This window comes from Prolixibacter sp. NT017, assembly GCF_009617875.1.
GTDB lineage: Bacteria > Bacteroidota > Bacteroidia > Bacteroidales > Prolixibacteraceae > Prolixibacter.
Map to the genome: position 1 here is coordinate 841198 of NZ_BLAV01000001.1, position 26009 is coordinate 867206.

Here is a 26009-nt window from a genome sequence, read left to right on the forward strand (position 1 = left end):
TAGTGATGAAGAAGAAAGTGAATGTGGTGACCATGGGGTGCTCGAAGAATCTGGTCGATTCGGAATTGTTTCTGAACCAGCTTCAGCACAACGGGTATGATGTGGTGCATGATTCGAATGATACAGATGCCCGGATTGTGGCGGTGAATACGTGTGGGTTCATTCTGGATGCGAAAGAAGAATCGGTGGAGGCGATCATGAATTTTGTCGATGCCAAGAACAAAGGAATGGTCGATAAGCTATTCGTTTTTGGATGTTTGTCTGCCCGCTACCGCGATGAGTTAATTAACGAAATTCCCGAAGTGGACGGGTTTTACGGGAAGTTCGAGGTAAAGAAAATGATTAGCGATTTGAAGGCTAATTATTATATGAGTCTGAGCAACGAACGGTATCTGACGACTCCGTCTCACTACGCGTTTCTGAAAATATCGGAAGGTTGCGACCGGACCTGTTCCTACTGTGCGATTCCGCGCATGACCGGAAAGCATATATCCAAACCGATGGAGGATATTATCGAAGAAGCAACGTTGTTGGCTAAGAAAGGTGTGAAAGAGTTGCTCATCATTGCGCAGGATTTGTCCTTTTACGGAATGGATCGGTACAAGAAGAGTATGCTCGACGAATTGCTGAACAAGCTGTCCGATATTCCGGGTATCGAATGGATTAAACTGCACTATGCCTATCCAGCCGGCTTTCCTTACAAGATTCTTCCTGTCATGCGGGAGCAGAAAAATATAGCGCGCTACCTCGATATTGCGTTGCAGCATTCCAGTAACCGTATGCTGAAAATTATGCGCCGGAATATTACCCGGGAAAGGACGATTGAATTGTTAAACCGTATCCGGAAAGAGGTTCCCGGTATTCATATCCGCACCACGATGCTGGTGGGACATCCCGGCGAGACGGAAGAGGATTTTGAAGATTTGAAGGCGTTTGTTCGTGAAATGCGCTTTGAGCGGTTGGGTGTTTTTCCTTATTCTTTCGAAGAAGATACGTATGCCGGAGAGAACTACAAGGATGATGTTCCGCAGGAGGTAAAAGAAGCCCGGGCAGACGAATTGATGCAAATCCAGCAGGAAATTGCTGCTGAAATTACCGCTGAAAAAGTGGGAACAGAAATGAAAGTTCTGATTGATCGGAAAGATGATGACTTTTATGTTGGTCGGACCGAATTCGACTCGCCCGAAGTGGACGGGGAAGTTTATATCGACAGCCAGGGTAAAGAGCTGGAAGTCGGTACTTTTTGCCAGGTGGAAATTACCCACACAAACGATTACGATCTCTACGGAGTTGTAAAATAAGAGGCCCAATTGAAAAGGTATAAATATGCATATTTATACCTTTTTTGTTTCCCGTCTTTAGCCCTTTAGTTTATCACTTATGACCTAAAGCATTAGAATTTAAGCTTTTTTAGTAAACATATTTGTCGGGTAGCTGTTCTGTTTAATGAGTTAATCACTAAAAATTTTAAGCTATGGATAAATTTGGATATGGACTTCTCGGAACATTTGTTATTGGAGCAGTCGTCGGAGCGTCGGTAGGTTTACTGTTTGCTCCGCAAAAAGGTGAAGACACCCGCAGATGGATTGGCGACAAACTGAACGACCTGGAAGGTGAAGTTGAAGCCATGGGCAAAAAACTAAAAACGCAGGAATCAAAAGCTGAAGAGACATTAAACAAAAAAATTCAGGACTTGGAGAAACAGCTGGGTGACTTGTTGAAAAAGTCAAAAACAGCTGAAGCCAAGTAACTTATCCGGTAGACAAATTTAAAGCTTATGAAAGATAGCCTGACAGAAGACACCGAAAAGCTGAGCCAAAACCTGAAAGAGTACGTTTCGGCCAGAATAGAATTACAAAAGCTGACATTGGTGGAAGAAAGCACGCGGGTATTGTCGCGGTTTTTCTCGACAACAATTGTATGGCTGCTGGGTATTCTGGTACTGTTCTTTGCTTCTATCGGATTAGCTATTCTTATCGGTCAGTGGCTTCAAAATCTGGCTCTCGGATTTCTTATTCTGGCTGCAGGCCTGTTGGTTTTTGGACTACTGTTTTACTTGTTAAGCAAGAAATGGATAGAACAATCGGTTTTATCTAATATTTACAACATGGTTTTCTCTCAGAAAAAAATGCAACAGGATGAAGATGAAGAAGAATAGAACCATACGAAGTTTAAAAGATGTAGAGATGGAACGTCTCCGGATGGAGTACGAAGTATTAATGGCTGAACATCGGCTGAATATCAGTTGGTTATCTCTTCGTAGTGAAATCAATCCTGAAAACATTGTTCGAAGCCTGGCGGCCAAGGCTTTGGTTCCGCTTATCGCAGGCGTTAGGCAATGGTTGTTAAACCGGAATAAATAGCATTTGATTCTTTATCACATGAGATAAGCAAGGGAGCACTTTATGATGCTCCCTTGTTTGCTATTTCCCCATTCTTATTCCGGAGAGATCATGTGAAGGTGCAGTTATTCCCCGGTTGACAAACTTCACATCATTGATGGAATAAAATGCATTGGGATTGTATTGTTTGATGATTTCTGCTACGTTCCCTAAATCGTTTCGTTTAACGATGCTGTAGATAACACTGACCCACTTTCCGGTGGCTCCTTCTGCATTGTGATGGGTGATACCATATCCTGCATTTTTCAGCGCATTAATTAATTTCGTCGAGTCTTTTCGGGTGATAATCTGAAGCTGGACAATACCAACAGCCAGCCTTTCTTCAATCATTAAGCCGATGAAGTTACCGGCCGCAAAACCTCCGGCGTAAAAGATATAGCAAACCCAGTTGTCGAGATTTTGCACAATCTTACTCATTGCCAATATCCAGATAAATACCTCGAAGAAGCCCAAAAGCGGTGCGAGATTCTTTTGCCCTTTCGATACCATCACAATGCGAATGGTTCCTATGGTTACGTCCAAAATCCGGGCAAAGAATATCATTAGGGGAAGAACCAGGTAGTTGAACAGGTTCGAGTCCATGAAGGTAGCGTCCATCGGTTTGTTAGTTTTAGTTTTTCGGAAAAATATGAAAAAACCCGGGAAGTTGTCCCGGGCTGTATCTTTAAAACTCTGATTTAAAGTGGAAGCTTAGCTCCGGAAAATCACGTTGAGCCATATCCAATATAAATGGCGAATCGGCCATGAAGACGTCACGTCCGTGTTTGTCCTTGGCCATTTTGTTGTGTTTCCGTTTTTTGAAATCAGCTAGTTTTTCTTTGTCGTCACTTTCAATCCAGCAGGCTTTGTACATCGAAAGGTTTTCCCACCGACACTTCGCATTGTATTCGTGTTCCAGCCGGTATTCAATTACCTCAAACTGAAGTGCACCTACCGTTCCGATGATTTTTCGACCGTTCAACTCACTGGTGAAAAGCTGTGCAACGCCTTCGTCCATCAGCTGATCTACACCTTTGTTTAGCTGTTTGGATTTCATCGGGTCTGCATTCTCGATGTATCGGAAGATTTCCGGTGAGAAGGATGGAATACCTTTGAAATGCAAATCTTCGCCTTCCGTAATAGTATCTCCAATGATGAAATTGCCCGTGTCGGGAATACCAACAATATCACCCGGATACGCTTCTTCGATAATTTCTTTTTTGGAAGCCATGAAAGCAGTCGGGCTGGAATACTTGAAATTCTTCCCCAACCGCATGTGTTTGTAGTTGGTATTTCGCCGGAAGGTTCCGGAGCATATTTTCACGAAAGCGATGCGGCTACGATGGTTGGGGTCGATGTTGGCGTGAATCTTAAATACGAAACCGGTAAATTTTTCCTCCGTGGGGTCCACATCACGCTCTTCTGCATCTTTTGGGCGTGGATGCGGAGCAATGCGTACGAATGTGTTCAGTAGCTCATGTACACCGAAGTTATATAAAGCACTTCCGAAGAAAACCGGTGCCAAATCACCGGCACGATATTCTTCCACATTGAACTCAGGATAAACTCCTTCCACTAATTCCAACTCTTCGCGCAATACGTCGGCGTCATTTCCGATGTAATTTTCCAATTCCGGAGAATCGAGATCTTCAAAGCTAATGCCTTCTTCAATCTCTGTAATACTGGGGTTGAAGAGTTTCAGGTTTTTGTCAAAGATGTTGTAAACTCCCTTGAAATCGGGACCGTTGTTGATGGGCCAGCTCAGTGGACGAACCTTGATTTTCAGTTGTTCTTCAATTTCGTCCAGCAGATCAAAAGAGTCTTTTGTTGGGCGGTCCATTTTATTAATGAAGACAATCACTGGTGTTTTGCGCATCCGGCAGACGTTCATCAGCTTTTCGGTCTGCGGCTCCACACCTTTAGCAGCATCGATTACAATGATAACACTATCGACGGCAGTCAACGTGCGGAACGTGTCTTCCTGGAAATCCTGGTGACCGGGCGTATCCAAAATGTTGACTTTGTACCCCTCGTATTCGAAACCCATTACCGAGGTAGCTACCGAAATTCCACGCTGACGTTCAATCTCCATGAAGTCAGACGTAGCACTCTTCTTGATTTTATTGCTTTTTACCGCTCCGGCCGTATGGATGGCACCACCAAAAAGCAACAGCTTCTCGGTCAATGTGGTTTTACCAGCATCCGGGTGACTCACAATTCCAAAGGTCCTGCGGCGTTTAATTTCTTCCTTAAAACCCATAACTAACTTTTGAGTGGGCAAAGATAGCCTTTTTCGGACATCAGAGAAACCATGTGTGATGAAAACAAAGGGGTTATCCGAAGCCTGTTCCGCAGGCAATAATATGTTCCCTTATTCAGGAATCATGATGGTTGGAAAAAGCTGAGAGCAATGGTGCCTCCTGCGAAATTCCGGGAAGAATGATGTTTCATGGGGAGGCCATCGATAATACTGGTCAATTCGCCGTTCTTCCTGTAATATCGGAAATTACGGTAATGGTCGCCACCAACCATGAATTCGGCGAACGAAACCGCTTTGTCGGCAATCCATTTGCGGCTTTCGGTAAAATGATAATCGACGATGATCAAATAGCCATTCGGTTTGAGCACACGAAGCATTTCCTTTAGAATCAGGCGACCTTCTTCCGGGCTTTTCTCATGCAATGCCAGTGAAATCATCGCTGCCTGGTATTGCTGGTCGCGAAAGGGCAATGCGGTGGCATCGGCCTGGATGTAGTCGATTCCGGACGATTTCTTACGGGCGACTCTCAGCATGCCGTCCGAGCGGTCGACTCCTGTGCACCGGATTCCTTTCGCAGCGAGCCGGCGAAGCTGACTGCCTGTTCCGCAGCCTACATCCAGTATGTTTTCGATTTTTAAGTTGACAAGTGATTCTGTTAAGTCTTCTCTCAAACCGGTTAATACCGGTTCCACTAGCGGATCATAAATTCGGGCAAACCAATACGACTCCATTCTTCACGATTTCATTTCTTCAAAAATTTCTTCCAGCACGTTTAGCGGAAATTCTTCCGGATGTGTGTAACGAATACAACTACGTCCGATACTAGCATTGGCAAAACGGTCACGGTACTTCTCAATTTTTCGTCCGTCGAACAAATAAAAAGTCAGGTACTTTTTTTGCGAGGCCATGGCGCAAAACGGCTTGTAAGTAGGCATTCCATACTCCATCGTCTCCTCGATGTCGGGAAAGTACTTTTGAATCATTGAACGAATTTTGGTAATAACCTGGGCCCGGTCTTCGGGAATCATCGTTAAGTACTCATCAACGTTAATGGCTTCTGTTTTCATGATGTTCGTGTTAGCGTTTGACTTGCATGTGGCCGATGTACCAAATTAACAAAATATCATGATATGTGACTGTTTTAATTTGTGAAACATATAAGAATGGAACATAGTTCGTATGCTGTCGGACATTCATGTGGCGGGCAAAGAGCATAAAAAAGAGGAGAGTGGCCTCTCCTCTGTATATTTTAGTTGGTTTGAATGGTTTGGGATGATGGAATCGTTTGATTAATCATCGTCTTCCTCGTCGTAGAAATCTTCTTCGTCATCATCATACCGATTATAACTTTTAATTTCTTCCCAATCTTCCAGATCCTCATTCAGTTCTTCTTCGCTTAAAAGAAATGCGTTTTTTTCTTTTCTGCGAATCTTTTTTGGGCGGAGCGAATCATCCCTGCCATCCATTACATCCCGGTTCTTTTTAAAATGCTTTTTTTTCATAACGTGATGATTAATATCCGTTTCGGTTTACGATATTGGAATAAATCTATCAAATTTTGATATCAATTTCAATTTTAAATTACATGTAAATCAAGGAAAAGTATGTTTTTTCTTCAACTCAATCCGGTTGGACATCGTGTGGTTGTATTCCGCTATTGGCGGAATATCGCCTTTTCATCGTTTGGCGGTTTTTGGCTGTGGATGCTTATTTCTTCTTTTAATTTTTAATTTGTTGGTTGTTAGAGTTTTGTATTCTTGTGTGCGACTAAGTTTATTTATCGGTAATTATACAAATCTTTTTAATTAGTTTGCAACCATAAAACGAAAAATTGATCGTTTATTTCAATGTAACGCTCTCTATCATAACGAAAAGAATCTTTATACATTATATGCGACGCCTGTTTTTTATGCTATTTTTTGCTTTGTGCTTTTCTGTTCCGGGGGTGGGACAATCGAAGAAAAACGCAGATCCCCGGCTTCAGCGGGAGTTTAACGAAGCAAAACAACTGTTTCAGCAAGGGAAAAGCAACGAAGCTATTAACAAGCTTCAACATGTTTTGCGGCTGGATGAGCATTTCGCCTTGGCGCATTTCGCCCTGGCTGATATCTACCATTGGGAGAAGAAACCGGAGCAGGAGGAGATACATCTAAAAGCGGGTTTGAAAACAGACTCAGTCAGTTATCCTCAGGGCTTTTACTTTTTGGCTTCACTCCAATATAAAAAGGGCGTGTACGACTCGGCTGTCGTCAATTTAAAAAAGTACTTCAGGCTGCCGCCGAAAAAGGAAAATGATGCGAAGCATTTGCTGAAAGCTGCCGAATTTGCCAGCTACGCAGTAAAGCACCCGATTCCGTTTCACCCGGAAAACCTCGGTCCGAATATTAACACGAAGGAAAATGAATACTGGCCCAGTTTGAATGCGGAAGCCAATCAGCTGGTTTTTACGCGCTTGATAACAGTTGATTCTACCGGAAGGCCGTTGCGTTTTCCACAGGAAGATTTCTACTCATCGTATCTCGATAGTACAGGTTGGTCAGTTGCCAAAGCATTGGGATCGCCGGTAAACACTCCGGATAACGAGGGAGCACAGTGTATTTCAGCTAACGGGGATCTATTGTTTTTCACCGCTTGCAACCGAAAAGGTGGCTATGGCAGCTGCGATATTTATTTTACCATGAAGCGCAACGGAAAATGGATGAAGCCGCTCAATCTGATGGCACCGGTAAACACCAAAGGATGGGAGTCGCAACCATCGGTCACAGCCGATGGCCGCTATCTTTACTTTTCCAGCAATCGTAGAGGTGGAAAAGGTAAAATGGATATCTGGCGAGCTGAACGTACCAGTATCACTCCCTCGGGACTGCCGGTTTACGGAAAGGTGACCAACGTGGAGGCGGTTAACACGCCCGGCAATGAATCGTCACCGTTTATTCATGCCGATGGAAAAACGCTCTACTTTGCTTCGGATTACTGGCCTGGCCTGGGGGGAAATGATCTATTCGTTTCCAGAAATGAAGGCGATGGATTTTCTGTTCCAAAAAATCTGGGTTACCCGATTAATACAAATGAAGACGATGAAGGCCTGATTGTCGATGTGACAGGTGAGAATGCCTATTTTGCCTCCAACAGGGAAGGGTATGGAGGAAAGGATATTTTTCATTTTGTCCTTCCGGAGGAATTGCGGCCCGATGCGGTTAGCTATGTTGCCGGAAAAGTGTTCGACGCAGAAACATCGCAGCCACTTTCGCCGATGGTGCAAATCATCAATTTAAAGAATGATAGTGTTTTCGAAGAAACCCGGCCTGATGTGTTAAACGGGAAATTCCTCTTGTGTCTTCCGGCAGGAAAGAATTACGGATTGAATGTAGAAACTCCTGGTTACCTGTTTTATTCCGAGCATTTTGATTTACGGGATTCGTATGAAAAATCGAAGCCCTATCAATTGGCAATTGCTTTGCAGCCTGTAAAGGCCGGGAGTGTAACTGCCTTGCGGAATGTGTTTTTCGATACCGATTCGGCAACGCTGAAGCCGGAGTCTTTTCCTCAATTGAATCAAGTTGTGGCATTTATGAAGAAAAATCCGGAATGGACGGTGGAAATTTCGGGACATACCGACAATACCGGAACAGAAGCTCATAACCTGGAGCTGTCGAAGCAACGAGCAGAATCTGTTGTCAGCTTTTTGGAGACGAAAGGTATTTCTGCTCAGCGATTGGTCGCCAAAGGATATGGAGCTACCAAGCCTGTCGCAGGAAACAACACAGCTGACGGACGTGCCCGTAACCGTAGAACGGAATTTCGACTTCTGAAGAAAATCGAGGATAATCGATAATAAAAAAGCCGGAATCTCCGGCTTTCGTTTATTGTAGTTGATTTAACTGTTCGAGGATGACATCGGCCAGGCGGGACTTTCGTTCGATATGATCCAGAATTTCCCGAACAAACTGATTGTTTTCGAAAGTTCCTCTCACTACCTCAAAATCCTGTGATCGGGTTTCTTCGTTTCCGTCTGACCCAAAGCCGGTTTGCGATTTCAGGGTGAATTCTTTCCTGGCATCGTCGTAAAGCATGCGGTCGAGTGAAACAACACTTTCTTTCCAGCGTTCTACCATTTCCTTGATGTCGCTGATGGTCATTTCGGAAATCGATTTTTCAAGCCTTTCTTCCAGCAGGTGAGAAGCCCACGTCCATTCATATTCGTAATAATTGCTGTGGAGACGCGCAAACCATTCACGTGCTTCTGTTAACTCCGTAATTTCTCCTGCCTCAATCTTGTTCATCAGTGATGAAACCTCTTTTTTGGGAGCAATCAATCCGCCCAGATCAATCCATTCTCCCTCACCAATTTTGGTGCTGGGAGTGAGACGCTGCCGCATCTCTTCTTCAGTTTTTATTCCCGAATCCTTCAATCGGGTAATTACCGAGTTACCTAAGAACTTGGTGATTCCCATATTGTATAATTGCCAACCTTTTTGAAGCGAGGAGTTCTTGATAATGGTTGAGCTGTAGGAATAAGTTTGGGATATTTTTCCTGAAATATTTTGTAAGTCTTCGAGAACCTGCTGGCCTCGCAACATCTTCTGAATGGTAAACGGACTAAGCAGGTTGAAGTTGATAAAGTCTAGCGTATCGGGGTCGGTTCTCCGGTCTCGTCGCGGCCATTTGATGGCATCACGAATGGTCCCAACGCTTCGGAGGTTGATTCCCGGCATCAGGTAACTCTCGTCTTTGTTCTCGATGAGATAAGAGAACGGCAAATCCGACGTGTCTGAATTCTTGTAGTGACGTCCCATGACTAACGTGAAAGGACCAATTTTGGCAGGCCACAAGAGATAAGAATCACTGGCTGTTTTCGAACCGCGTTGTACAATACCGTGGTGAATCGGTCCCAGTTTGTACATGTGATTACTTTGGTTCGAACCGGAACCTGCGTTCAGGAATGAGAACATTCCGGCAATCAACAAAGTCGATTTATGATGGGTTACGGTATACGGGCCTGCAAATATGGAACATGCTTCCCCGTGAAATCCCTGACAGTTGGCAAAGAACAACGAGTTCTCAGCCGAGTATTGTTTGCTTAACTGGCAGCCCTGCCCGATGAAGCAATTTTCTACAATGGCTCCGTCGGAGATTTCAGAACCGGAACTGACGATAAAATTGCGGCCAATAACTCCGGCTCCCAAAACAACGGGTGATTCCATTTTGCTGTTTAGGGTTGCATTCTCCAGTCGGTGAACGCCTTCTGCCAGTGTGTAAGGGCCAAAATATACATTGATAATGGAGTGACAGTTTAAAATCCGGGTGCCTTTTCCTATGAACCCTCTTTCCGCCCGGCGACTCTCGGCATATTGTTCTACCCAGGTAAACAGTTTTTCCTGTAAGTCGCGTCGGTGACGGTAAAGTGTCATCATGTATGCGAGGTGTGCCGAAAGATGGTTGTAAATCGGGATTGAGCGTCCGCCGGATTCATCGAGAACAGCCACCATCGTACCGTTACCAAAAGTAGAAGATTCGGTTACTACAACCTGGTCGGTATTCTTGATGACCACATCTTCTTCAATGTCGTAATTGGCGATAAGATGTTGTACGCCGCGAATGAGCACATTATCGCCGATGGTGCAGTTGTGCAATGAGGCATCGTATATCCCGGTCGGTTTTTCTATTCCGTTGAAAAACTTAATTTTTTTGTCGAAGCGGCCCAGTACGTTGGTCCCATAAAAGTGCACGTTTCGGAGGTTTCGGATATCGAAATCATGTGGAACAGTAATCTGATTCCAGTCTTCCGCCGTGCAATGTCGTTGTTCCAGTTTTTCAATTTCTTCGGATGTCAGTTTTCTGTTGGTGTGAGCCATTTCAAATTTTTTTTAATACTGAAAGGTAATCATGATGGGAACCTTCTATCATATCGACTACCTGTAATTTATTTTTTTGCGCTGTCAATGTGAGTGTTTCCTGGTCAACAAAAAGCCAATTGAAAGGAATGCCTTCTACATCCCGGTAACTTAAACGGTACTCAACCTGTCCATAGTATTTGTCTGAATTTAAATCTATCCAGGCTTCACCGTTTTCGTCGGTAAACAGATGGTGTAAATCAGCTGAATCAGCCAAAATTTGTCCGCCAGGTTTGAGTAATGTGCCCAGATGATTTAATAAAAGATCAAGTCCTTGTGGTGTGCCAGAAATTCCCAGTCCATTCATTAACAGTAAAATGGTGTCGAATTGTTCGTCCTTCAGCTGCATGACATCGATTAAGCGAACATCCTGAACACCTCTCTCTTTCATTGTTTGGCAGGCAAAAGGAGAAATATCCAGGGCGGTTACTTTTAATTCCTTTTCCTGAAGCCAAAGTGCATGCGAACCGGCACCGGCACCTACGTCAAGTACGTGGCCGCTGGCTTTATCCAGTGCTAATTGTTCGATATCCGGCATCTGGTCGAAATCTCTGAAAAGATAGGCGGGGGAGAGCTCCTCGTCTTCCGCAATGTCTGTCTTTACTGTAATTTGATGGTCTTTGAAAGCTGTGTAATAATCCCATATGGCAGCTCCCATCGGATCATGTTCTCTGGTTAAAACTCCCATGGTATACGATTGACCCCGCAAAGTAAGAAAATTACCTAAACTGTAACAGCGGTGCTCTCGTATTTATAGAAGACATTCTCCCGTTCCGAAAAGAAATATAATCCTTTATAATCTCCCGATGGGATGATAACATTTTGAATATTACCCAACAAGCGATAAATCGCTTTAATCTGGTCGAGGTTCACCTTTTCGTGGTGTAACCAGAATTTTGCATCAAAATCAGAGAGATGAAGAGTCTTTCCACTCCGGGAGGACTGGAGGATGTATTCCTTAATATGGGCATAATTTATTTTACGGAAATGCTCCATTTTCGATCTATTTGAATTTAATTTACGAAAAGGGGCAGCGAGAAAAAAGTTTTGTTGATAAACGTTGAAAACTTTCTGACGAACGTACGGATCTGTTCATCGAATGAAAAATGGGAAAGACTATTTTAAAATATTATGTTCTATCTGAAATGGGCATTGTAATCCAAAAATGACTGCCTTTGCCTGGTTCACTGGTGACACCGATTTTTCCGCCGTGTTTTTTGACAAACTCCTGACAAACAAGTAATCCAAGTCCGGATCCTTCTTCGCTGTCGGTGCCCGTCTTTTTCAGGTGTCTGTCGATGCGGAACAATTTGCCCTGTTCTTCCGGCGTAAGCCCAACACCTGTATCGAATACCGAAATTTTAATAAAGTTGCTGTCGGGTACCAGCTCCGATTTTACCCGAACAGCACCTCCTCTAGGGGTGAATTTGATTCCGTTGGTGATTAGGTTTTTTATTACTGTTTCCAGCATCAATGCATCAGCATAAACCTGATGCTGTCGCCGGATGTCAAACGAAAGGAATATGTCCTTTTGGTGAGCTTGTGTGATGGTATTCTCGTACAGCTCCTCTGCAAATTCACTCAGATTGATGTATTCCGGGTTGTATTCAATTTGGTTGGTTTGTGTGCGGGCCCAGGCCAATAGGTTTTCGAGCATCTGGAATATCTTTATGCTGGTTTGGTTGATTTCGCCGGCGAAATTCACCCGTTCAACGTCTGTTAATTTGGGATAGTCTTCTTTTAGCAAGAAAGATAATCCCAGCAGTGCGTGGAAAGGATTCTTCAAATCATGAGCGATGATGGAGAAGAACGTATCTTTTTCGGAGTTCAGGGTACGCAACTCCTTATTCATTTCCCGGTAGGCGTGGTTGAGATCCTCCAGTTCAGCTTTTTGGATTTCAATCTCTTTGTTCTTCGACTCAAGTAGCCGGTTAGCCTGTCGGTTTTCCAGAAATCGATTTAGTAAAATGATTAGAATGATAAGAAAAATACCGGCCAGACCATAGGCGATTTTGTTTTCCAGGATATTTCTTTTTAGCCTGCTTTCTTTCAGCTCATTTTCGAGTTTTAGGTTCTGGACTTCACGCGCATTCTTTTCGGTTTCGTATTGTGTTTGTATTTTGGCCAACTGGTCCGCTTTCTCCTTGTTGAAGAGGCTGTCTTTCAGTTGGGTGTACATCACGTGGTATTTCAACGCTTTTTTGTACTCGTTTCTATCGTTATGGAACTCGTACAGGTTCTTGTAGGTGTCCCTGATGAGCAACGGGAGATCGTGTTCTTTGGCAAGATTTAATGCTTCGAGGTAGTCTTTTTCAGCCTGATTATACAACTTTAGCTTGGACATAGCTGTACCCATTCCGTGCAAAACATAAGCTTCGCCCATAATATCGTCTTCCTGTTTAAACAGCTCTTTTGCCTTGCGGAGATAGGGAAGTGAACGTTGGTATTCGTTTTTCTTTTGGAAAATCATGCCCAGGTTATGCAATACCGAAGCTTCACGCGAAACCTGTCCCAGTCGGTGAAAAATGTCTTTGGCCCGGTTGAGGTATTGGAAAGCGAGATCCAGGCTGTCGCGGTCCATGTTTAATAAGCCAATACCGTTCGAGATAATAGCGATGCTGGCGCTGTCTCCCAGTTCTTCCTCCACAGCCAATGCATCGACATAATTTTTCATTGCCTTTGCGCTGTCGCCGGTCTCTTTTTGAATCATGGCGATATTGGTGAGCATATCAGCCATGTCGCTTTTTTGTTTGAGCTCTGAATAAAGATTGTAGGCATTGATAAATTCCTGAATCGCCCTGTTGAACTCTCCTGTATAATAAAAAGTCAGGCCAATGCAGTTTTTGGTTTCAGCGCAAAGCGAAGTATCATCTATTGTCTGATACATACTGCATGCCTTCTCATAATAAGGACGAGCCGTTTTGAAGTCACTTTCGTAGTAATACGATTCCCCGATAACATAATTTGCTTTGGCAATGAGTTTGGGATGATCCTTTTCTATCTGTTCCAGCTTCGTTAGAGCTTCATTACAGAGAAAACGTGCCAATTCGGATTTGGCGGGTAGAAATGAAGTAGAGTTATTAATCAGTGTTTGGGCCTGTTCCGGCTCAGACAGACCTTGTAACTTTTGTTTCAGAGAGTCGGGAACAGACAACGGCTGGCTCTGCGCTGTCAGGCCGAAAAAGAGGAAAATAAAAGTAACAAAAACAGATTTGAGGCTCATTTAGCTCTGCTTGATTAGAGATACATCGTCAATACTCATCATAAAGTTAGTAAACTTTGAGGGAATATCAGATGGTGGGAAAAAGAAAAGGAGCCAGACTGTTGAGCCGGCTCCTGAAATTTTATTGTTGATGATTTTCAATCCATTTTCGGGCGTTGACAAATGCCTCTATCCAGGGAGTCACCTCGTCGTCTTTGTGAGCAGAGGGATAAGTTCCCCATTGCCACGGATAAATAGCACGTTCCAGGTGTGGCATCATGGCCAGGTGGCGACCATTTTTAGAACAGACGGCAGCAGTATTGAATACAGAACCGTTCGGATTACCGGGATAACCTTCATGTGTGAATTTCATTGGAATGTGGTAGTTGCTTTCCTCAAGCGGCAGGCTGAACTTGCCTTCTCCGTGAGCTACCCATATTCCCAGACGTTTACCGGCCATATTTTTCAACATTACTGAATCGTTTTCCTGAATATCCACATTGATGAAACCGGATTCGAATTTATGTGATTCGTTGTGCAGCATTTTGCCTTTCTCTGCATGCTCCGGATAAATCAGGTCGAGTTCGATCATTAACTGGCAACCGTTACAAACACCGAGGCTCAGTGTATCTTCGCGACGGTAGAAATTTTCCAGCGCAGTACGTGCTTTTTCGTTGTAACGGAAAGCACCGGCCCAACCTTTGGCCGAACCCAGTACATCGGAGTTGGAGAAGCCACCGACAAAGACAATCATGTCGATGTCTTCCAGCGTTTCTCTTCCGCTAATCAGGTCAGTCATGTGGACGTCTTTCACATCAAAACCGGCGAGGTAAAGACTCCAGGCCATTTCGCGATCGCCGTTTACACCTTTCTCGCGGATGATAGCCGCTTTTACTCCGGAAGGTTGGCGACGTTTGGGAGCAATGCCCAGACTGGCGAATTTTCCATCGAATGACTGGAAGTCGAACTCAAGAGCCTGTTTTTTATAATTCTGATAACGCTCCAGAGCCAGCTTGCTTCCACTCTGTTTCCGGTCGAGCAGGTAGGACGGTTTGTACCACAATTCACGCAACGAATCGATATCGAAGTTTAATTCCGTTCCCTGGTTGGTAACAGCGATTTCGCGTTTTGCAGAAGGCTGCCCAATCTTAATCAAGCCGACACCTTTTTCAGTCATCAGCGCTTCCAGCTTTTCTGCATCATTGACCTGAAGCAATAAGCCCGGGTTTTCACTGAAAAGAAGCTTCACGGAATCGGCTTCATTCAGCGCACTCAAATCGGCTTCAATGCCTCCTTTGTTTTGAGCGAAACACATTTCCAACAGAGCGGTAATCATACCACCCGCAGATATGTCGTGACCGGCAGCTACTAGACCACTGTCGATGGCATCCTGAACCGCATTGAATGCTTTCACGAAAGCTGCGGGTTCTTTCACGGTAGGAGCTTCATCTCCCAGTTTGTTCACAATCTGAGCGAATGAGCTCCCGCCAAGTGCTTTCGGAACTCCTGATAAATCGAGATAATATAATGGTTTTGATGCGTCATTGACAAGAACTGGTTCCACTACTTTGCGGATATCGGAAACTTCGCCGGAAGCAGAAATGATGACCGTTCCGGGAGCAAGGACCACATCGTCCTTGTATTTCTGCGTCATGGAAAGGGAATCCTTCCCGGTAGGAATGTTGATGCCCAGTTCACAGGCAAAGTCGGAAGCGGCTTCCACAGCGTTGTACAAACGGGCATTCTCGCCCGGGTTGCGAGCCGGCCACATCCAGTTAGCGGAAAGCGAAACCCCCTTGATACGATGCGTTAATGGTGCCCAAACGATGTTAGTCAGCGACTCGGCGATGGAGAGGATAGAGCCTTTCGGGGCGTCAACCAATCCGGCTACCGGCGCATGACCGATGGAAGTAGCAATTCCATATTTCCCCTGGTAATCGATGGCAATTACACCCAGGTTATTCAGCGGAAGTTGCAGTTCGCCGGCGCATTGTTGCTTCGCGATTTTTCCGGTTACTGAACGGTCCACTTTGTTGGTCAGCCAGTCTTTGCTACCAACCGATTCCAATTGCAGTACTTGTTCCAGGTAACTGGTGATTTTTTCATTTTCGTAAGAAACCGGGGCAAATTTTTCTTCAACGGTCGTGTCCTCCAATACGGTAACAGGAGGTTTTCCGAACATATCGGCCAAATCGAGGTCGATGGGTTTTTCACCGGTCCTGAAATCCTCGAACGTGAACCGGTGGTCTCCTGTGGTTTCACCAACATCGTACATGGGTGAACGTTCGCGATCGGCAATGCGACGGATGAGTTCGAGGTTTTCTTCACGGACAACCAGTCCCATTCGTTCCTGCGATTCGTTTCCCACTATTTCCTTGGCGGAAAGTGTTGGATCACCAACCGGAAGTTTGTCCAGATGGATTTTTCCACCGGTTTCTTCCACCAGCTCGGAAAGGCAATTGAGGTGTCCGCCGGCGCCGTGATCGTGAATGGAGACAATCGGGTTTTTGCCCGATTCCGCTAAAGCGCGGATGGTGTTGTAGGCACGTTTCTGCATTTCGGGGTTGGCGCGCTGTACTGCGTTCAGCTCAATGTGGCTTTCGAACTCACCGGTATCGACCGATGAAACAGCGCCACCACCCATTCCGATGCGGTAGTTATCTCCTCCGAGTAGCACTACTTTATCGCCGGTTGAAGGAGTATCTTTCAGACTGTCTTCGCTGCGGCCGAAACCAATTCCGCCGGCCAGCATGATGACTTTGTCGTAACCATATTTTTTGAAGTTCTCGGTATGCTCGAAAGTGAGTAGAGAACCGTTAATGAGAGGTTGTCCGAATTTGTTTCCGAAATCAGACGCCCCGTTGGATGCTTTAATCAGAATCTGCTCTGGTGTTTGGTATAACCAGGGACGTTCTTCCATCGCTTCTTCCCATTCACGGCCGTCTTCGGTACGCGAATAGCTGGTCATATAAACTGCTGTTCCAGCGATAGGGTAGCTTCCTTTTCCACCCGCAATCCGGTCACGAATCTCACCACCCGTACCGGTGGCTGCTCCGTTGAATGGCTCAACGGTAGTGGGAAAGTTGTGCGTTTCCGCTTTCAGCGAAAGCACGGTATCGATATCTTCAACAACAAAATAATCGGGTTTGTCTTGTGTGGCCGGTGCAAACTGTTCCACTTTGGGGCCTTTGCTGAAGGAGCAATTGTCTTTGTAAGCGGAAACGATGGTGTTGGGATTGGTTTGGGTGGTTTTTTTAATGAGGTGGAAGAGGGTGGAGGGTTGTTCTTTGCCGTCGATTATGAAATTTCCGTTAAAAATTTTGTGACGGCAATGTTCCGAGTTCACCTGCGAAAATCCGAACACTTCACTGTCGGTGAGTTTTCGGCCGATTCGTTTCGCTACACCTTCCAGATAATCAATTTCTTCACTGCTGAGAGCCAGCCCTTCCTTCTGGTTGTATTGCGAAATATCGTCGATGTAAATAATGGGCTCAGGTTTCCGGTCGATGGTAAATACATGTTGATCGAGTCCTTTGTAAAAAGCCTGCAACATCGGGTCGAATTGCGGAGAATCCGAGTCGACCGGGAAAAACTCCTCGATGCGGGTAATACCGCTAATTCCCATGTTTTGCGTGATTTCGACCGCGTTGGTGCTCCAGGGAGTAATCATCTCTTTGCGCGGGCCAACAAAATTGCCATCCAGATGGTCGGCTTCGATAGGTTGCGCCTGGTCAAAGAGCCAGATTAGTTTTTCGAGGTTTTGCTGGTTAATTTCCTCGTGTGCATCAACGGCAATCAAGTTGGATTTGCCTCTAAAGAACAGGATCATTGTGTGGGTTGTTTTCGTTTACGAAATCAGATAATTCGGATGCCACAAATATAAGGAAATTCGCTTTATGGATTCGGTTGATACATGTTGCTGACGGATGTCATTCCATGAAGTTCACAATTCCTTTTGGCAACAAAAAACCGCAGAGAGAATTGCTCAATCTGCGGCTTGTATTTTATGATTTTTCGCTTTGTAATTCGAGTGGTTTCCAGGCCCAGCTTTTTATCTTATCGGGAAAAGCTTCGGGTTTGAAGATGGAGCGTTTGTTAAATACCCGGAAGCACTCCTGTATTCCTTCTGTCACACTCGGGTGGGGATGAATGCTTCGAAGTACTTCGTTCATGCCGCTTTCAGAATTCATCAGGTACGAAACGGAGACGATGAAAGCGGAAGCCTGTGGACCTGCCGCCTGCATTCCTAAAATCCGGTCACGGCCATCGTCGCTTACCAATACTTTCACAAAGCCGTTGGTGTTTCTCATGGCGATGGTCCGGTTGACCATTTCGTTGGAATAGAATGCTGCTTTATAGGGAATCTTCTTCTCCTGCAGAATTTTTTCGTTGACGCCCACCGAAGCGACTTCAGGTTTGAAGAACATGAGCGTAGGCATGTGCGAGTAATCGGTGGGATACTCCAGTTCGCCGAAGATGGCCTCGACAATAAATCGTCCCTGCTCTTCAGCCACACAGTAGAGCGCTTTGTGCCCTGTGACGTCTCCCGCAGCAAAGATGTTGCAGTTGTCGAAATCGCCGGTGGCACACTCTTCATTTACTTTCAGGTAGCCGTGCGGCGTAGTCTGGATATTGACGTTTTCCAGTCCCAGTCCTTTGGTATTGGGCTCACGTCCGATAGAAACAAGAACGACATCTACTTCAATCACTGTACTGTGCCCGTCCTCGTAGTCGAGTACGACTTCCAGATAGTCTTTCTTTTTATTAACGGTGCGCAAGTTGGCAGTATGGTGAATGACGACCCCGTTTTTCTGCAGGTTTCCGGATACGAAATCACTGACGTCATTGTCGGCAAACGGAATAACCCTGTGGGCGCGGTCGAGTAGGTGGACCTCAGTGTGTCCAAAATTGGAGAAGATGGTGGCGAACTCACAACCGATGATCCCGGAACCGATAATCATCATTCGCTCAGGGAATTTTTTGAGGTTGAGTATACCGTCGGAGTTGATGATGCGTTTTTGGTCGACTTTCAAATCGGGAAGTTCCCGCGGGCTCGAACCAGTGGCAATAATAATATAGTCTGCTTCAATGGTCTCGTTCTCTTCTTTCTTTCCGCGGTCAATTTCCAGTGTATTGCGGTCCTTAAAACTGGCAAAACCGTACTTAATAGTTAAACTCCCTTTCTGTCCCGGTTTTTTCGAGTAGGTTTCGATTTGTGAAAGAATCTGATATTGCTTGGTTTTGGCGGCTTTCATCACCGACTTTTTCACTTTCGTGAAATCAACCTGAAGCCCTGAAGCCCGGTATCCCCGGTCGACTGCTGCGGCTACAGCATAATCGTGCGACAGCTCCCACATGGTTTTCGAAGTCAGTGCTCCGTTCATGACGCCTGCTCCACCTACATGTCCGGCTTCGATCAAACAAACATCCTTTCCAAAATCCAGGGCACGGACAGCAGCGGAGAAGCCTCCCGGCCCACTTCCAATGACCGCTAAATCGTATTTTTCCATAGTTTGTTATTGGTATCTTATGGTAAAACAGCCTACTTGATTAATGGTTTTATTCCGCCAAAATAAAAAGCGTTTCAAACATTTTACTCATTTATTTTGATTTTTAATAAATAAGCGCGTTGAGAGCATAAATCTTTCCTACAGACTGTAATATGTTTTACATTTGCAGTGATTTTGAAAACAGAAAATTTTTCTACATGAAATCGATCAAGTATGTAACCGCAGGTGACGCTGTAAAAGTAATTAAATCTGGTGATCGAGTACATTTGAGTAGTGTGGCCGTAACCCCGCACAAACTCATTCGCGCTATGGTTGACCGTGGGCGCGCAGGAGAACTGCGCGACGTAAAGATTCAACACCTTCACATTGAAGGAGAGGTTGACTACGCTAATCCCGAATTTGAAGGCATTTTTTGCCCGGAACAATTTTTCGTGGGTGCTAATTTGCGTAAGCAAACACAAGCTGGATACGCTGACTACATCCCTGTTTTTCTTAGCGAAACACAAAAATTAATTCGCGATGGCTATTTAAAAGTAAACGTAGTCTTAACGATGTGTTCTCCTCCCGATAAACACGGTTATGTGTCGTTGGGGACTTCCGTTGACGCCACCTTGGCTGCTATCGAGAATGCAGATGTGGTTATAGCTGCCGTTAATCCTCACGTTCCACGTGCCTTTGGTGATGCAATGATTCAAACTGATGCCATTGATTTTTTTGTGGAAGATGACAGCCCGCTCCATCTGCATGATCTGGGTGAATTGAGTGAAACTGATATCCAAATTGGTAAGAATGTAGCCGAACTGGTTGAAGATGGCGCCTGCCTGCAGATGGGAATTGGCGGTATTCCGAATGCTGTTTTGGCCCAATTGGGAAATCATAAGGATCTGGGTGTTCATACCGAGATGTTTTCTGATGGGATACTTCCGTTGGTAGAAAAGGGTATTGTAAACGGAAAACACAAATCCTTGGATCGGGGACGAATGGTCGCTACCTTTCTTATGGGATCGCAAAAGTTGTATGATTTCATCGACGACAACCCAATGGTGGCCATGATGGATGTGGCTCACACTAATAGCGTGAATGTTATTCGGAAGCAGGATAAGGTAACTGCTATTAACTCTGCTTTGGCAATTGACCTGACAGGACAAGTTTGTGCTGATTCGATTGGTATCAAGCATTATTCCGGTGTCGGTGGTCAGATTGACTTCATTCGCGGAGCAGGATACTCCAACGGTGGTAAACCTATCATTGCCATGCCTTCGGTAACAGCCAAAGGAATGTCGAAAATATCGCCGACGTTATTACCAGGCTCGGGCGTAGTAAGTACCCGCGCCAACATGCACTGGGTAGTAACCGAGTTTGGTGCTGTGAACCTTTACGGGAAAACACTGCAGGAACGCGCACGTTTGCTGATTTCTGTCGCTCATCCGAATCATCAGGAAGAGCTCGATAAAGCTGCGTTTGATCGCTTCGGATCGCACTACAAATTTGTTTCCTCGAAATAATAAATAGCAACTCATAAAGGAAGTAAGGTGGGGCTGACGTTCCGCCTTCTTCCTGAACTTCGATATTTCGATCAATTGGGAGCGGAATATCGGCTTTCCGATCATAAACGTGTTGTTTGACAGTGTTGTCTCAGTGCTCTTGCCTTTGGGTGAGAGTTTTCGCACATGTATAATTATCATGAAAATCCGTTTCTGTTTCTGAATGATCTCATTATTCAGTAAATTATATTTCCTTTTATTTACATATAAGTTTAAACGACAGGTATCACAAGACTTCTGTCAAAAATTTATCATTATTCCTTAACCATTAGGATGTAACCTAAAACATTAATCACAATGAGCGTATCACATATTGAACACATCGGAATTGCCGTCCAGAGTCTGGAAGAAACTATTCCTTACTATGAAAAACTGCTGGGTACAAAATGTTATGCGGTGGAAGAAGTTGCCGATCAGAAAGTGAAAACGGCCTTCTTCAAAGTAGGACAAACCAAAATTGAACTGTTGGAATCAACCGACCCGGAAGGACCGATTGGTAAATTTATCGAGAAAAAAGGACCGGGCATCCATCACGTTGCTTTTGCCGTTGACAATGTTGACAACGCACTGACCGAGGCAGAAGAAAACGGCATCCGTTTGATTGACAAACAAGGACGCAAAGGAGCCGAAGGTTTGAATATCGGTTTCTTACACCCGAAATCCACTTTCGGCGTGCTGACCGAACTTTGCAGTGACTAATCATTCTTTAACTCACTATCATAGTATATAACACAATGAGCAATCAGGATAAAATCAACAAACTAATTGACCTTCGTGCTGAAGCTAAACTGGGAGGCGGTGAAAAACGCATGGAAGCCCAGCACAAAAAAGGCAAATTTACTGCACGCGAACGCATCGAGATGCTGCTGGATGACGGTAGTTTCGAGGAATTTGACATGTTCGTAACACACCGTTGTACCAACTTCGGTATGGAGAAAAAGAAATTCCTGGGTGACGGTGTGGTAACCGGTCGGGGAACCATCGACGGTCGAACCATTTTTGTGTTCTCGCAGGACTTTACCGTTTTCGGTGGTTCACTGTCCGAAACCTTTGCACAGAAAATCTGCAAAGTGATGGACATGGCTATGAAAGCGGGCGCTCCGGTTATCGGAATCAACGATTCGGGAGGTGCACGTATTCAGGAGGGAGTAACTTCGCTCGCTGGTTATGCCGAGATTTTCGAACGGAACATTCTGGCTTCGGGAGTTATCCCGCAGATTTCGGCCATTTTCGGTCCTTGTGCCGGTGGTGCCGTTTATTCTCCGGCGCTTACCGACTTCATCATGATGACCGAGGACAACTCGTACATGTTTGTGACGGGCCCGAAAGTAGTGAAAACCGTTACCGGTGAGGACATTTCGGTAGACGACCTGGGGGGTGGAAAAGTGCACGCGCAGAAATCGGGTGTGGCTCACTTCCTGGTAGAGAACGAAGAGGAAGGTATTTTGCTACTTCGCAAATTGCTGGAATACTTGCCGCAGAACAACCTGGAAGAACCGCCGATCACCGAATGTTATGACCCGATTGACCGATTGGAAGATGGCTTGAACGAGATTATTCCCGATAATCCGAACCAGCCTTATGATGTGAAGGATGTTATTCACGGTGTCGTGGATTCGGGTGAATTCCTCGAAGTTCACCGGAACTACGCGAAAAACATCGTGACCGGTTTTGCCAAGTTCGACGGACAGCCTGTTGGTATTGTGGCGAACCAGCCCAACTACCTGGCCGGTGTTCTCGACGTGGATGCTTCGCGTAAAGCAGCTCGTTTTGTTCGCTTCCTTGATGCTTTTAACATTCCGATTATTACGTTAGTGGATGTGCCCGGATTCCTTCCCGGTTCAGGACAGGAATATGCCGGTATCATTACGCACGGTGCCAAACTGATGTTTGCTTATGGTGAAGCTACTGTGCCGAAAATCACCGTGACGCTGCGCAAGTCGTATGGTGGAGCGCACGATGTGATGTCATGTAAGCAATTGCGTGGTGACCTGAACTATGCATGGCCTACCGCCGAAATCGCCGTGATGGGCGCATCGGGTGCTGTTGAGGTATTGCACGGTCGTAAGCTGGCTGAAATTACCGATCCGGAAGAGCGGGCTGCATTTGTCCAAAAGCACGAGGATGAATACAAAGCCAACTTCGCGAATCCTTACCAGGCAGCTGCTTATGGTTACATTGATGATGTGATCGAGCCTCGTAATACACGTTTCCGCATTATTCGCGGATTACAGGCACTGGGAACGAAGAAGTTGACCAATCCGCCGAAAAAACATTCGAATATACCATTGTAAAAACTGAACGATGAACATAGCAAGCATATTACTAACGGATGTTCAGGGACTGGGATTGACCATTGCATTGGTTGGTTTTGGAATTGTTATCACTGCTTTGTCTGTCCTTGTACTGGTATTCCTTTATGCTCCGAAACTCATGAAACTCCGGCGCCCTTGCCGAAGAAAGAAGGAGGATTGTGGAGACGGAGAGGAAGAAGAAGTTCAATTGGAAGGTAACGTTAACGCGGCCATTGCAATGGCTATTCATTTGTATCTGAATGAAGCGCACGACGAAGAAAGTAACGTGGTGACGATTAAGCGGGTAAGAAGACGTTATTCTCCATGGAGTTCAAAAATTTACGGAGTATACGACCGCTGGGCTCGATAATCCGTGAACTTGTCAAAATCAAATCATAACTGACGCAAAATGAAAAAGTTCAAATTTACCATAAGCGGAAACCAGTACGACGTTCAGATCAATGATATCGAAGATAATATCGCCGATTTGGAGGTGAATGGTACCCAATATAAAGTGGAAATTCATCAGGAGGCGAAGAAAATCGCCAAAACCCCTAAACTGGTTCGGAAACCTGTTCAGAAAGCGCCCGGCGAAGGTGAAATCCAGAAAAGAAGTTCGAAAGCCAAAGCAATTAAAGCTCCGCTGCCGGGAACCATTCTCAGTATCGCTGTGAAGGAAGGGGATACTGTCACGAAAGGACAGACTCTCATGGTAATGGAGGCCATGAAAATGGAGAACTCGATTATGGCGGAAGCCGATGGTACAGTAGCTGCCATCAAAGTTTCTGCCGGTCAGAGCGTTCTTCAGGATGATGTTTTGGTCGAAATTGCATAACCCGGAAAAGACTTGCAGAAATGAATAAATTACTATTAACAATTATAAGCCTGTTTCTCGCGGTTTCCGGTCTTTTCGCTCAGAATCAACTGAAAACTTCAGATTTGACGGAAGGAAAGTGGGTGAACCGGTCGGGCGGCTACATTGCCAACCCGATCATCAACCCCGATACGGTGACGGCCCGGTCCGGCGTGGACAAGGTGGAACGATTTAAAACCCTTGAATTCAATGGTGATGGTTCGTTTAATATGGACTCAGCCAAAGAACGTTATACGGGAAAATGGAGAATAGCCGATGAGCATCTTATCATGGACTTCAATGCCAAGAAACTGACGCATCTTCGGAAAAACACCAACCCAAATCAGCGCTCAGGGTATTCAACTCAGAATTTTACACTACAACTTCCCCAGCGCGTTCTGTCATTTCAGAACGGTGAACTGGTTGGGCAGCCCGGCGATAGCGGTCAGGTATATAAAAATGTAGACGGCGCGCTTTCCGGATTGTTTAATTTCTGGGAATTTACCGGTTTTGCGAACTTTACCTGGGGACACTTCGTCATGCTCATCGTGGGATTGCTCTTTATCTTTTTGGCGATCCGGTACGACTTCGAGCCGATGCTGTTGATTCCTATTGGTACCGGTATCCTTATCGGGAATATCCCAATGTTCCAGGTAACTGATTTTAACCTGCAGCTGGGAATTTACGAACCGGGGTCGGTGTTAAACTACCTTTACCAGGGTGTTGTACAGGGATGGTATCCGCCGCTCATCTTCCTCGGAATTGGGGCGATGACCGACTTCTCGTCGCTGATTTCCAATCCGAAGCTGATGTTGCTGGGTGCTGCGGCGCAGGTCGGTATATTCCTGACATTGATTGGAGCTCTGATGCTGGGATTTGCTCCGCCGGAAGCGGGTGCTATCGGTATCATTGGTGGTGCTGACGGCCCGACGGCAATCTTTATATCGTCGAAGCTGGCCAACGGTATCAATGTGATGGCGAACGGACAGGTAGTGAAAAACCTGATTGGCCCTATCGCGATTGCAGCCTACTCGTACATGGCTCTGGTTCCGGTTATTCAACCACCGGTGATCAAATTGCTGACCAGCAAAAAAGAGCGTCTCATTAAAATGAAACCTCCACGCGCGGTAACCAAGCTGGAGAAAGTGCTTTTTCCAATTGTGGGATTGTTGCTGACGGCTTATATCGCGCCAACGGCACTTCCGTTGCTGGGAATGCTCTTCTTCGGTAACCTGCTGAAAGAATCGGGTGTTACGAAGCGACTGGCTGTAACGGCATCCAATGCGTTGATCGATATCATTACCATGTTGCTGGGAATCACCGTGGGTGCTTCTACACAGGCGGACGTTTTCCTGACACCTTCGTCTATTAAGATTTTCATCCTGGGCGCATTATCTTTCGTTATTGCGACTGCCGGAGGTGTGATAGGTGCCAAGTTTATGAACCTGTTCTTTAAGAAAGGGAACAAGATTAACCCGATGGTAGGGGCTGCCGGTGTTTCGGCTGTGCCTGACTCGGCCCGTGTGGTGCAACAGATGGGACTGAAGGAAGATCCGTCCAACCACTTGCTGATGCACGCCATGGCACCGAACGTGGCTGGTGTAATCGGTTCAGCAGTGGCTGCCGGTGTCTTGCTTAGCTTCCTGATGTAGAAAGAAGTGAACTCATATAATCAAGGGTAGTCTGTTTTTCAGGCTACCTTTTTCTTTTTTCGTTACCGTCATCACGAGTGTGGCGAAGTAATCTCACGTAAGTTAGAGTCATTAGGTCGGAACGATTTCGGTGTGTTGGATTGGTGAGATTGCTTCAGTCGTCGTTCCTCCTTCTTCGCAATGACGATAAAATGAAGCCGTCTTTATAGTTCCAGCTTCAATTGCCGGACGGCGGGGAGCCGTTTCTTTTCTTCGTCAATCAGCTCCTGAATGCGCGAACGACACCGGCCACATCCAGTGCCGGCTCCGGTGGCTTCCGAAACGGCCGGAACAAAATAGAGCTCTCCCTTCCGGATCGCTTTCTTCACTTCCGATTCTTCCACTTCGTTACACAAACAGAATAGCTTACGGGGCATAGG

The 26009-nt window shown here is 45.5% G+C and carries 23 protein-coding genes; 11 read left to right on the plus strand and 12 right to left on the minus strand.

Annotated features, from left to right (window positions below; all coding sequences use genetic code 11):
* The first annotated feature begins 5 nt into the window (after positions 1-5).
* The 4 genes from rimO to GJU87_RS03395 all read left to right on the plus strand — a co-directional run bounded on the left by rimO (position 6) and on the right by GJU87_RS03395 (position 2363).
* The gene (rimO, locus tag GJU87_RS03380; protein ID WP_228491845.1) at positions 6-1301 is read left to right on the plus strand and encodes a 30S ribosomal protein S12 methylthiotransferase RimO; all 1296 of its coding nucleotides are present in this window, start codon (positions 6-8) and stop codon (positions 1299-1301) included.
* A gap of 173 nt (positions 1302-1474) precedes the next feature.
* Positions 1475-1750 (plus strand): YtxH domain-containing protein, encoded by a 276-nt coding sequence (locus tag GJU87_RS03385; RefSeq protein WP_153638206.1) that lies wholly within the window; start codon positions 1475-1477, stop codon positions 1748-1750.
* A 27-nt stretch (positions 1751-1777) separates the two neighbouring features.
* Positions 1778-2158 carry a phage holin family protein gene (locus GJU87_RS03390; RefSeq protein WP_153638207.1) on the plus strand — a complete coding sequence of 127 codons (381 nt, stop codon included), beginning with the start codon at positions 1778-1780 and terminating at the stop codon, positions 2156-2158.
* Positions 2145-2363, plus strand: coding sequence for a hypothetical protein (locus GJU87_RS03395; RefSeq protein ID WP_153638208.1), 219 nt, complete (start codon positions 2145-2147; stop codon positions 2361-2363). Before GJU87_RS03390 ends, GJU87_RS03395 begins: the two co-directional genes overlap by 14 nt.
* A 60-nt stretch (positions 2364-2423) precedes the next feature.
* On the opposite strand, the gene GJU87_RS03400 is transcribed toward GJU87_RS03395, so the two are convergent.
* The 5 genes from GJU87_RS03400 to GJU87_RS03420 all read right to left on the minus strand — a co-directional run bounded on the left by GJU87_RS03400 (position 2424) and on the right by GJU87_RS03420 (position 6143).
* Entirely contained in the window at positions 2424-2999 is a 576-nt protein-coding gene (locus GJU87_RS03400; RefSeq protein ID WP_228491846.1) for a DUF2179 domain-containing protein, read from the minus strand.
* Positions 3000-3066: 67 nt separating this feature from the next.
* Positions 3067-4641 (minus strand): peptide chain release factor 3, encoded by a 1575-nt coding sequence (locus GJU87_RS03405; protein WP_153638209.1) that lies wholly within the window; start codon positions 4639-4641, stop codon positions 3067-3069.
* 122 nt (positions 4642-4763) lie between these two features.
* Positions 4764-5372 (minus strand): class I SAM-dependent methyltransferase, encoded by a 609-nt coding sequence (locus tag GJU87_RS03410; RefSeq protein WP_153638210.1) that lies wholly within the window; start codon positions 5370-5372, stop codon positions 4764-4766.
* Between the two features lie 3 nt (positions 5373-5375).
* Complete coding sequence (locus GJU87_RS03415) at positions 5376-5708, minus strand: iron chaperone (protein ID WP_153638211.1); 333 nt, start codon at positions 5706-5708, stop codon at positions 5376-5378.
* Between the two features lie 222 nt (positions 5709-5930).
* The gene (locus tag GJU87_RS03420; RefSeq protein ID WP_153638212.1) at positions 5931-6143 is read right to left on the minus strand and encodes a hypothetical protein; all 213 of its coding nucleotides are present in this window, start codon (positions 6141-6143) and stop codon (positions 5931-5933) included.
* 389 nt (positions 6144-6532) lie between these two features.
* Between GJU87_RS03420 and GJU87_RS03425 the strand changes: the two genes are divergently transcribed.
* On the plus strand, positions 6533-8476 hold the full coding sequence (locus tag GJU87_RS03425; RefSeq protein ID WP_153638213.1) for an OmpA family protein: 1944 nt from the start codon (positions 6533-6535) through the stop codon (positions 8474-8476).
* 28 nt (positions 8477-8504) lie between these two features.
* On the opposite strand, the gene GJU87_RS03430 is transcribed toward GJU87_RS03425, so the two are convergent.
* From GJU87_RS03430 to GJU87_RS03455, 6 genes are all read right to left on the minus strand, one after another.
* Complete coding sequence (locus GJU87_RS03430) at positions 8505-10496, minus strand: DUF4954 family protein (RefSeq protein WP_153638214.1); 1992 nt, start codon at positions 10494-10496, stop codon at positions 8505-8507.
* A gap of 1 nt (position 10497) precedes the next feature.
* On the minus strand, positions 10498-11223 hold the full coding sequence (locus tag GJU87_RS03435) for a bifunctional 2-polyprenyl-6-hydroxyphenol methylase/3-demethylubiquinol 3-O-methyltransferase UbiG (RefSeq protein WP_153638215.1): 726 nt from the start codon (positions 11221-11223) through the stop codon (positions 10498-10500).
* Positions 11224-11258: 35 nt separating this feature from the next.
* Complete coding sequence (locus GJU87_RS03440; protein ID WP_106542176.1) at positions 11259-11531, minus strand: hypothetical protein; 273 nt, start codon at positions 11529-11531, stop codon at positions 11259-11261.
* A gap of 133 nt (positions 11532-11664) precedes the next feature.
* Entirely contained in the window at positions 11665-13758 is a 2094-nt protein-coding gene (locus GJU87_RS03445; protein ID WP_153638216.1) for a tetratricopeptide repeat-containing sensor histidine kinase, read from the minus strand.
* Between the two features lie 121 nt (positions 13759-13879).
* Entirely contained in the window at positions 13880-17566 is a 3687-nt protein-coding gene (purL, locus tag GJU87_RS03450) for a phosphoribosylformylglycinamidine synthase (RefSeq protein WP_153638217.1), read from the minus strand.
* Positions 17567-17741: 175 nt separating this feature from the next.
* Positions 17742-19247, minus strand: coding sequence for an NAD(P)/FAD-dependent oxidoreductase (locus GJU87_RS03455; protein ID WP_153638218.1), 1506 nt, complete (start codon positions 19245-19247; stop codon positions 17742-17744).
* Between the two features lie 197 nt (positions 19248-19444).
* Between GJU87_RS03455 and GJU87_RS03460 the strand changes: the two genes are divergently transcribed.
* The 6 genes from GJU87_RS03460 to GJU87_RS03485 all read left to right on the plus strand — a co-directional run bounded on the left by GJU87_RS03460 (position 19445) and on the right by GJU87_RS03485 (position 25590).
* Positions 19445-20752, plus strand: coding sequence for an acetyl-CoA hydrolase/transferase family protein (locus GJU87_RS03460; protein WP_153638219.1), 1308 nt, complete (start codon positions 19445-19447; stop codon positions 20750-20752).
* A 336-nt stretch (positions 20753-21088) separates the two neighbouring features.
* The gene (mce, locus tag GJU87_RS03465; RefSeq protein ID WP_153638220.1) at positions 21089-21490 is read left to right on the plus strand and encodes a methylmalonyl-CoA epimerase; all 402 of its coding nucleotides are present in this window, start codon (positions 21089-21091) and stop codon (positions 21488-21490) included.
* A gap of 35 nt (positions 21491-21525) precedes the next feature.
* A complete protein-coding gene (locus tag GJU87_RS03470; RefSeq protein WP_153638221.1) occupies positions 21526-23085 on the plus strand; it encodes an acyl-CoA carboxylase subunit beta in 1560 nt (519 codons plus the stop codon).
* Between the two features lie 10 nt (positions 23086-23095).
* Positions 23096-23455: an OadG family protein gene (locus GJU87_RS03475; RefSeq protein ID WP_153638222.1), complete on the plus strand. Its 360-nt coding sequence runs from the start codon at positions 23096-23098 to the stop codon at positions 23453-23455.
* Between the two features lie 39 nt (positions 23456-23494).
* Complete coding sequence (locus tag GJU87_RS03480) at positions 23495-23920, plus strand: biotin/lipoyl-containing protein (RefSeq protein WP_106542169.1); 426 nt, start codon at positions 23495-23497, stop codon at positions 23918-23920.
* 557 nt (positions 23921-24477) lie between these two features.
* Positions 24478-25590, plus strand: a complete 1113-nt coding sequence (locus GJU87_RS03485; protein ID WP_194831609.1) for a sodium ion-translocating decarboxylase subunit beta — start codon at positions 24478-24480, stop codon at positions 25588-25590.
* A 203-nt stretch (positions 25591-25793) separates the two neighbouring features.
* On the opposite strand, the gene GJU87_RS03490 is transcribed toward GJU87_RS03485, so the two are convergent.
* Entirely contained in the window at positions 25794-26006 is a 213-nt protein-coding gene (locus tag GJU87_RS03490) for a (2Fe-2S)-binding protein (RefSeq protein WP_153638223.1), read from the minus strand.
* Between the last annotated feature and the right edge of the window lie 3 nt (positions 26007-26009).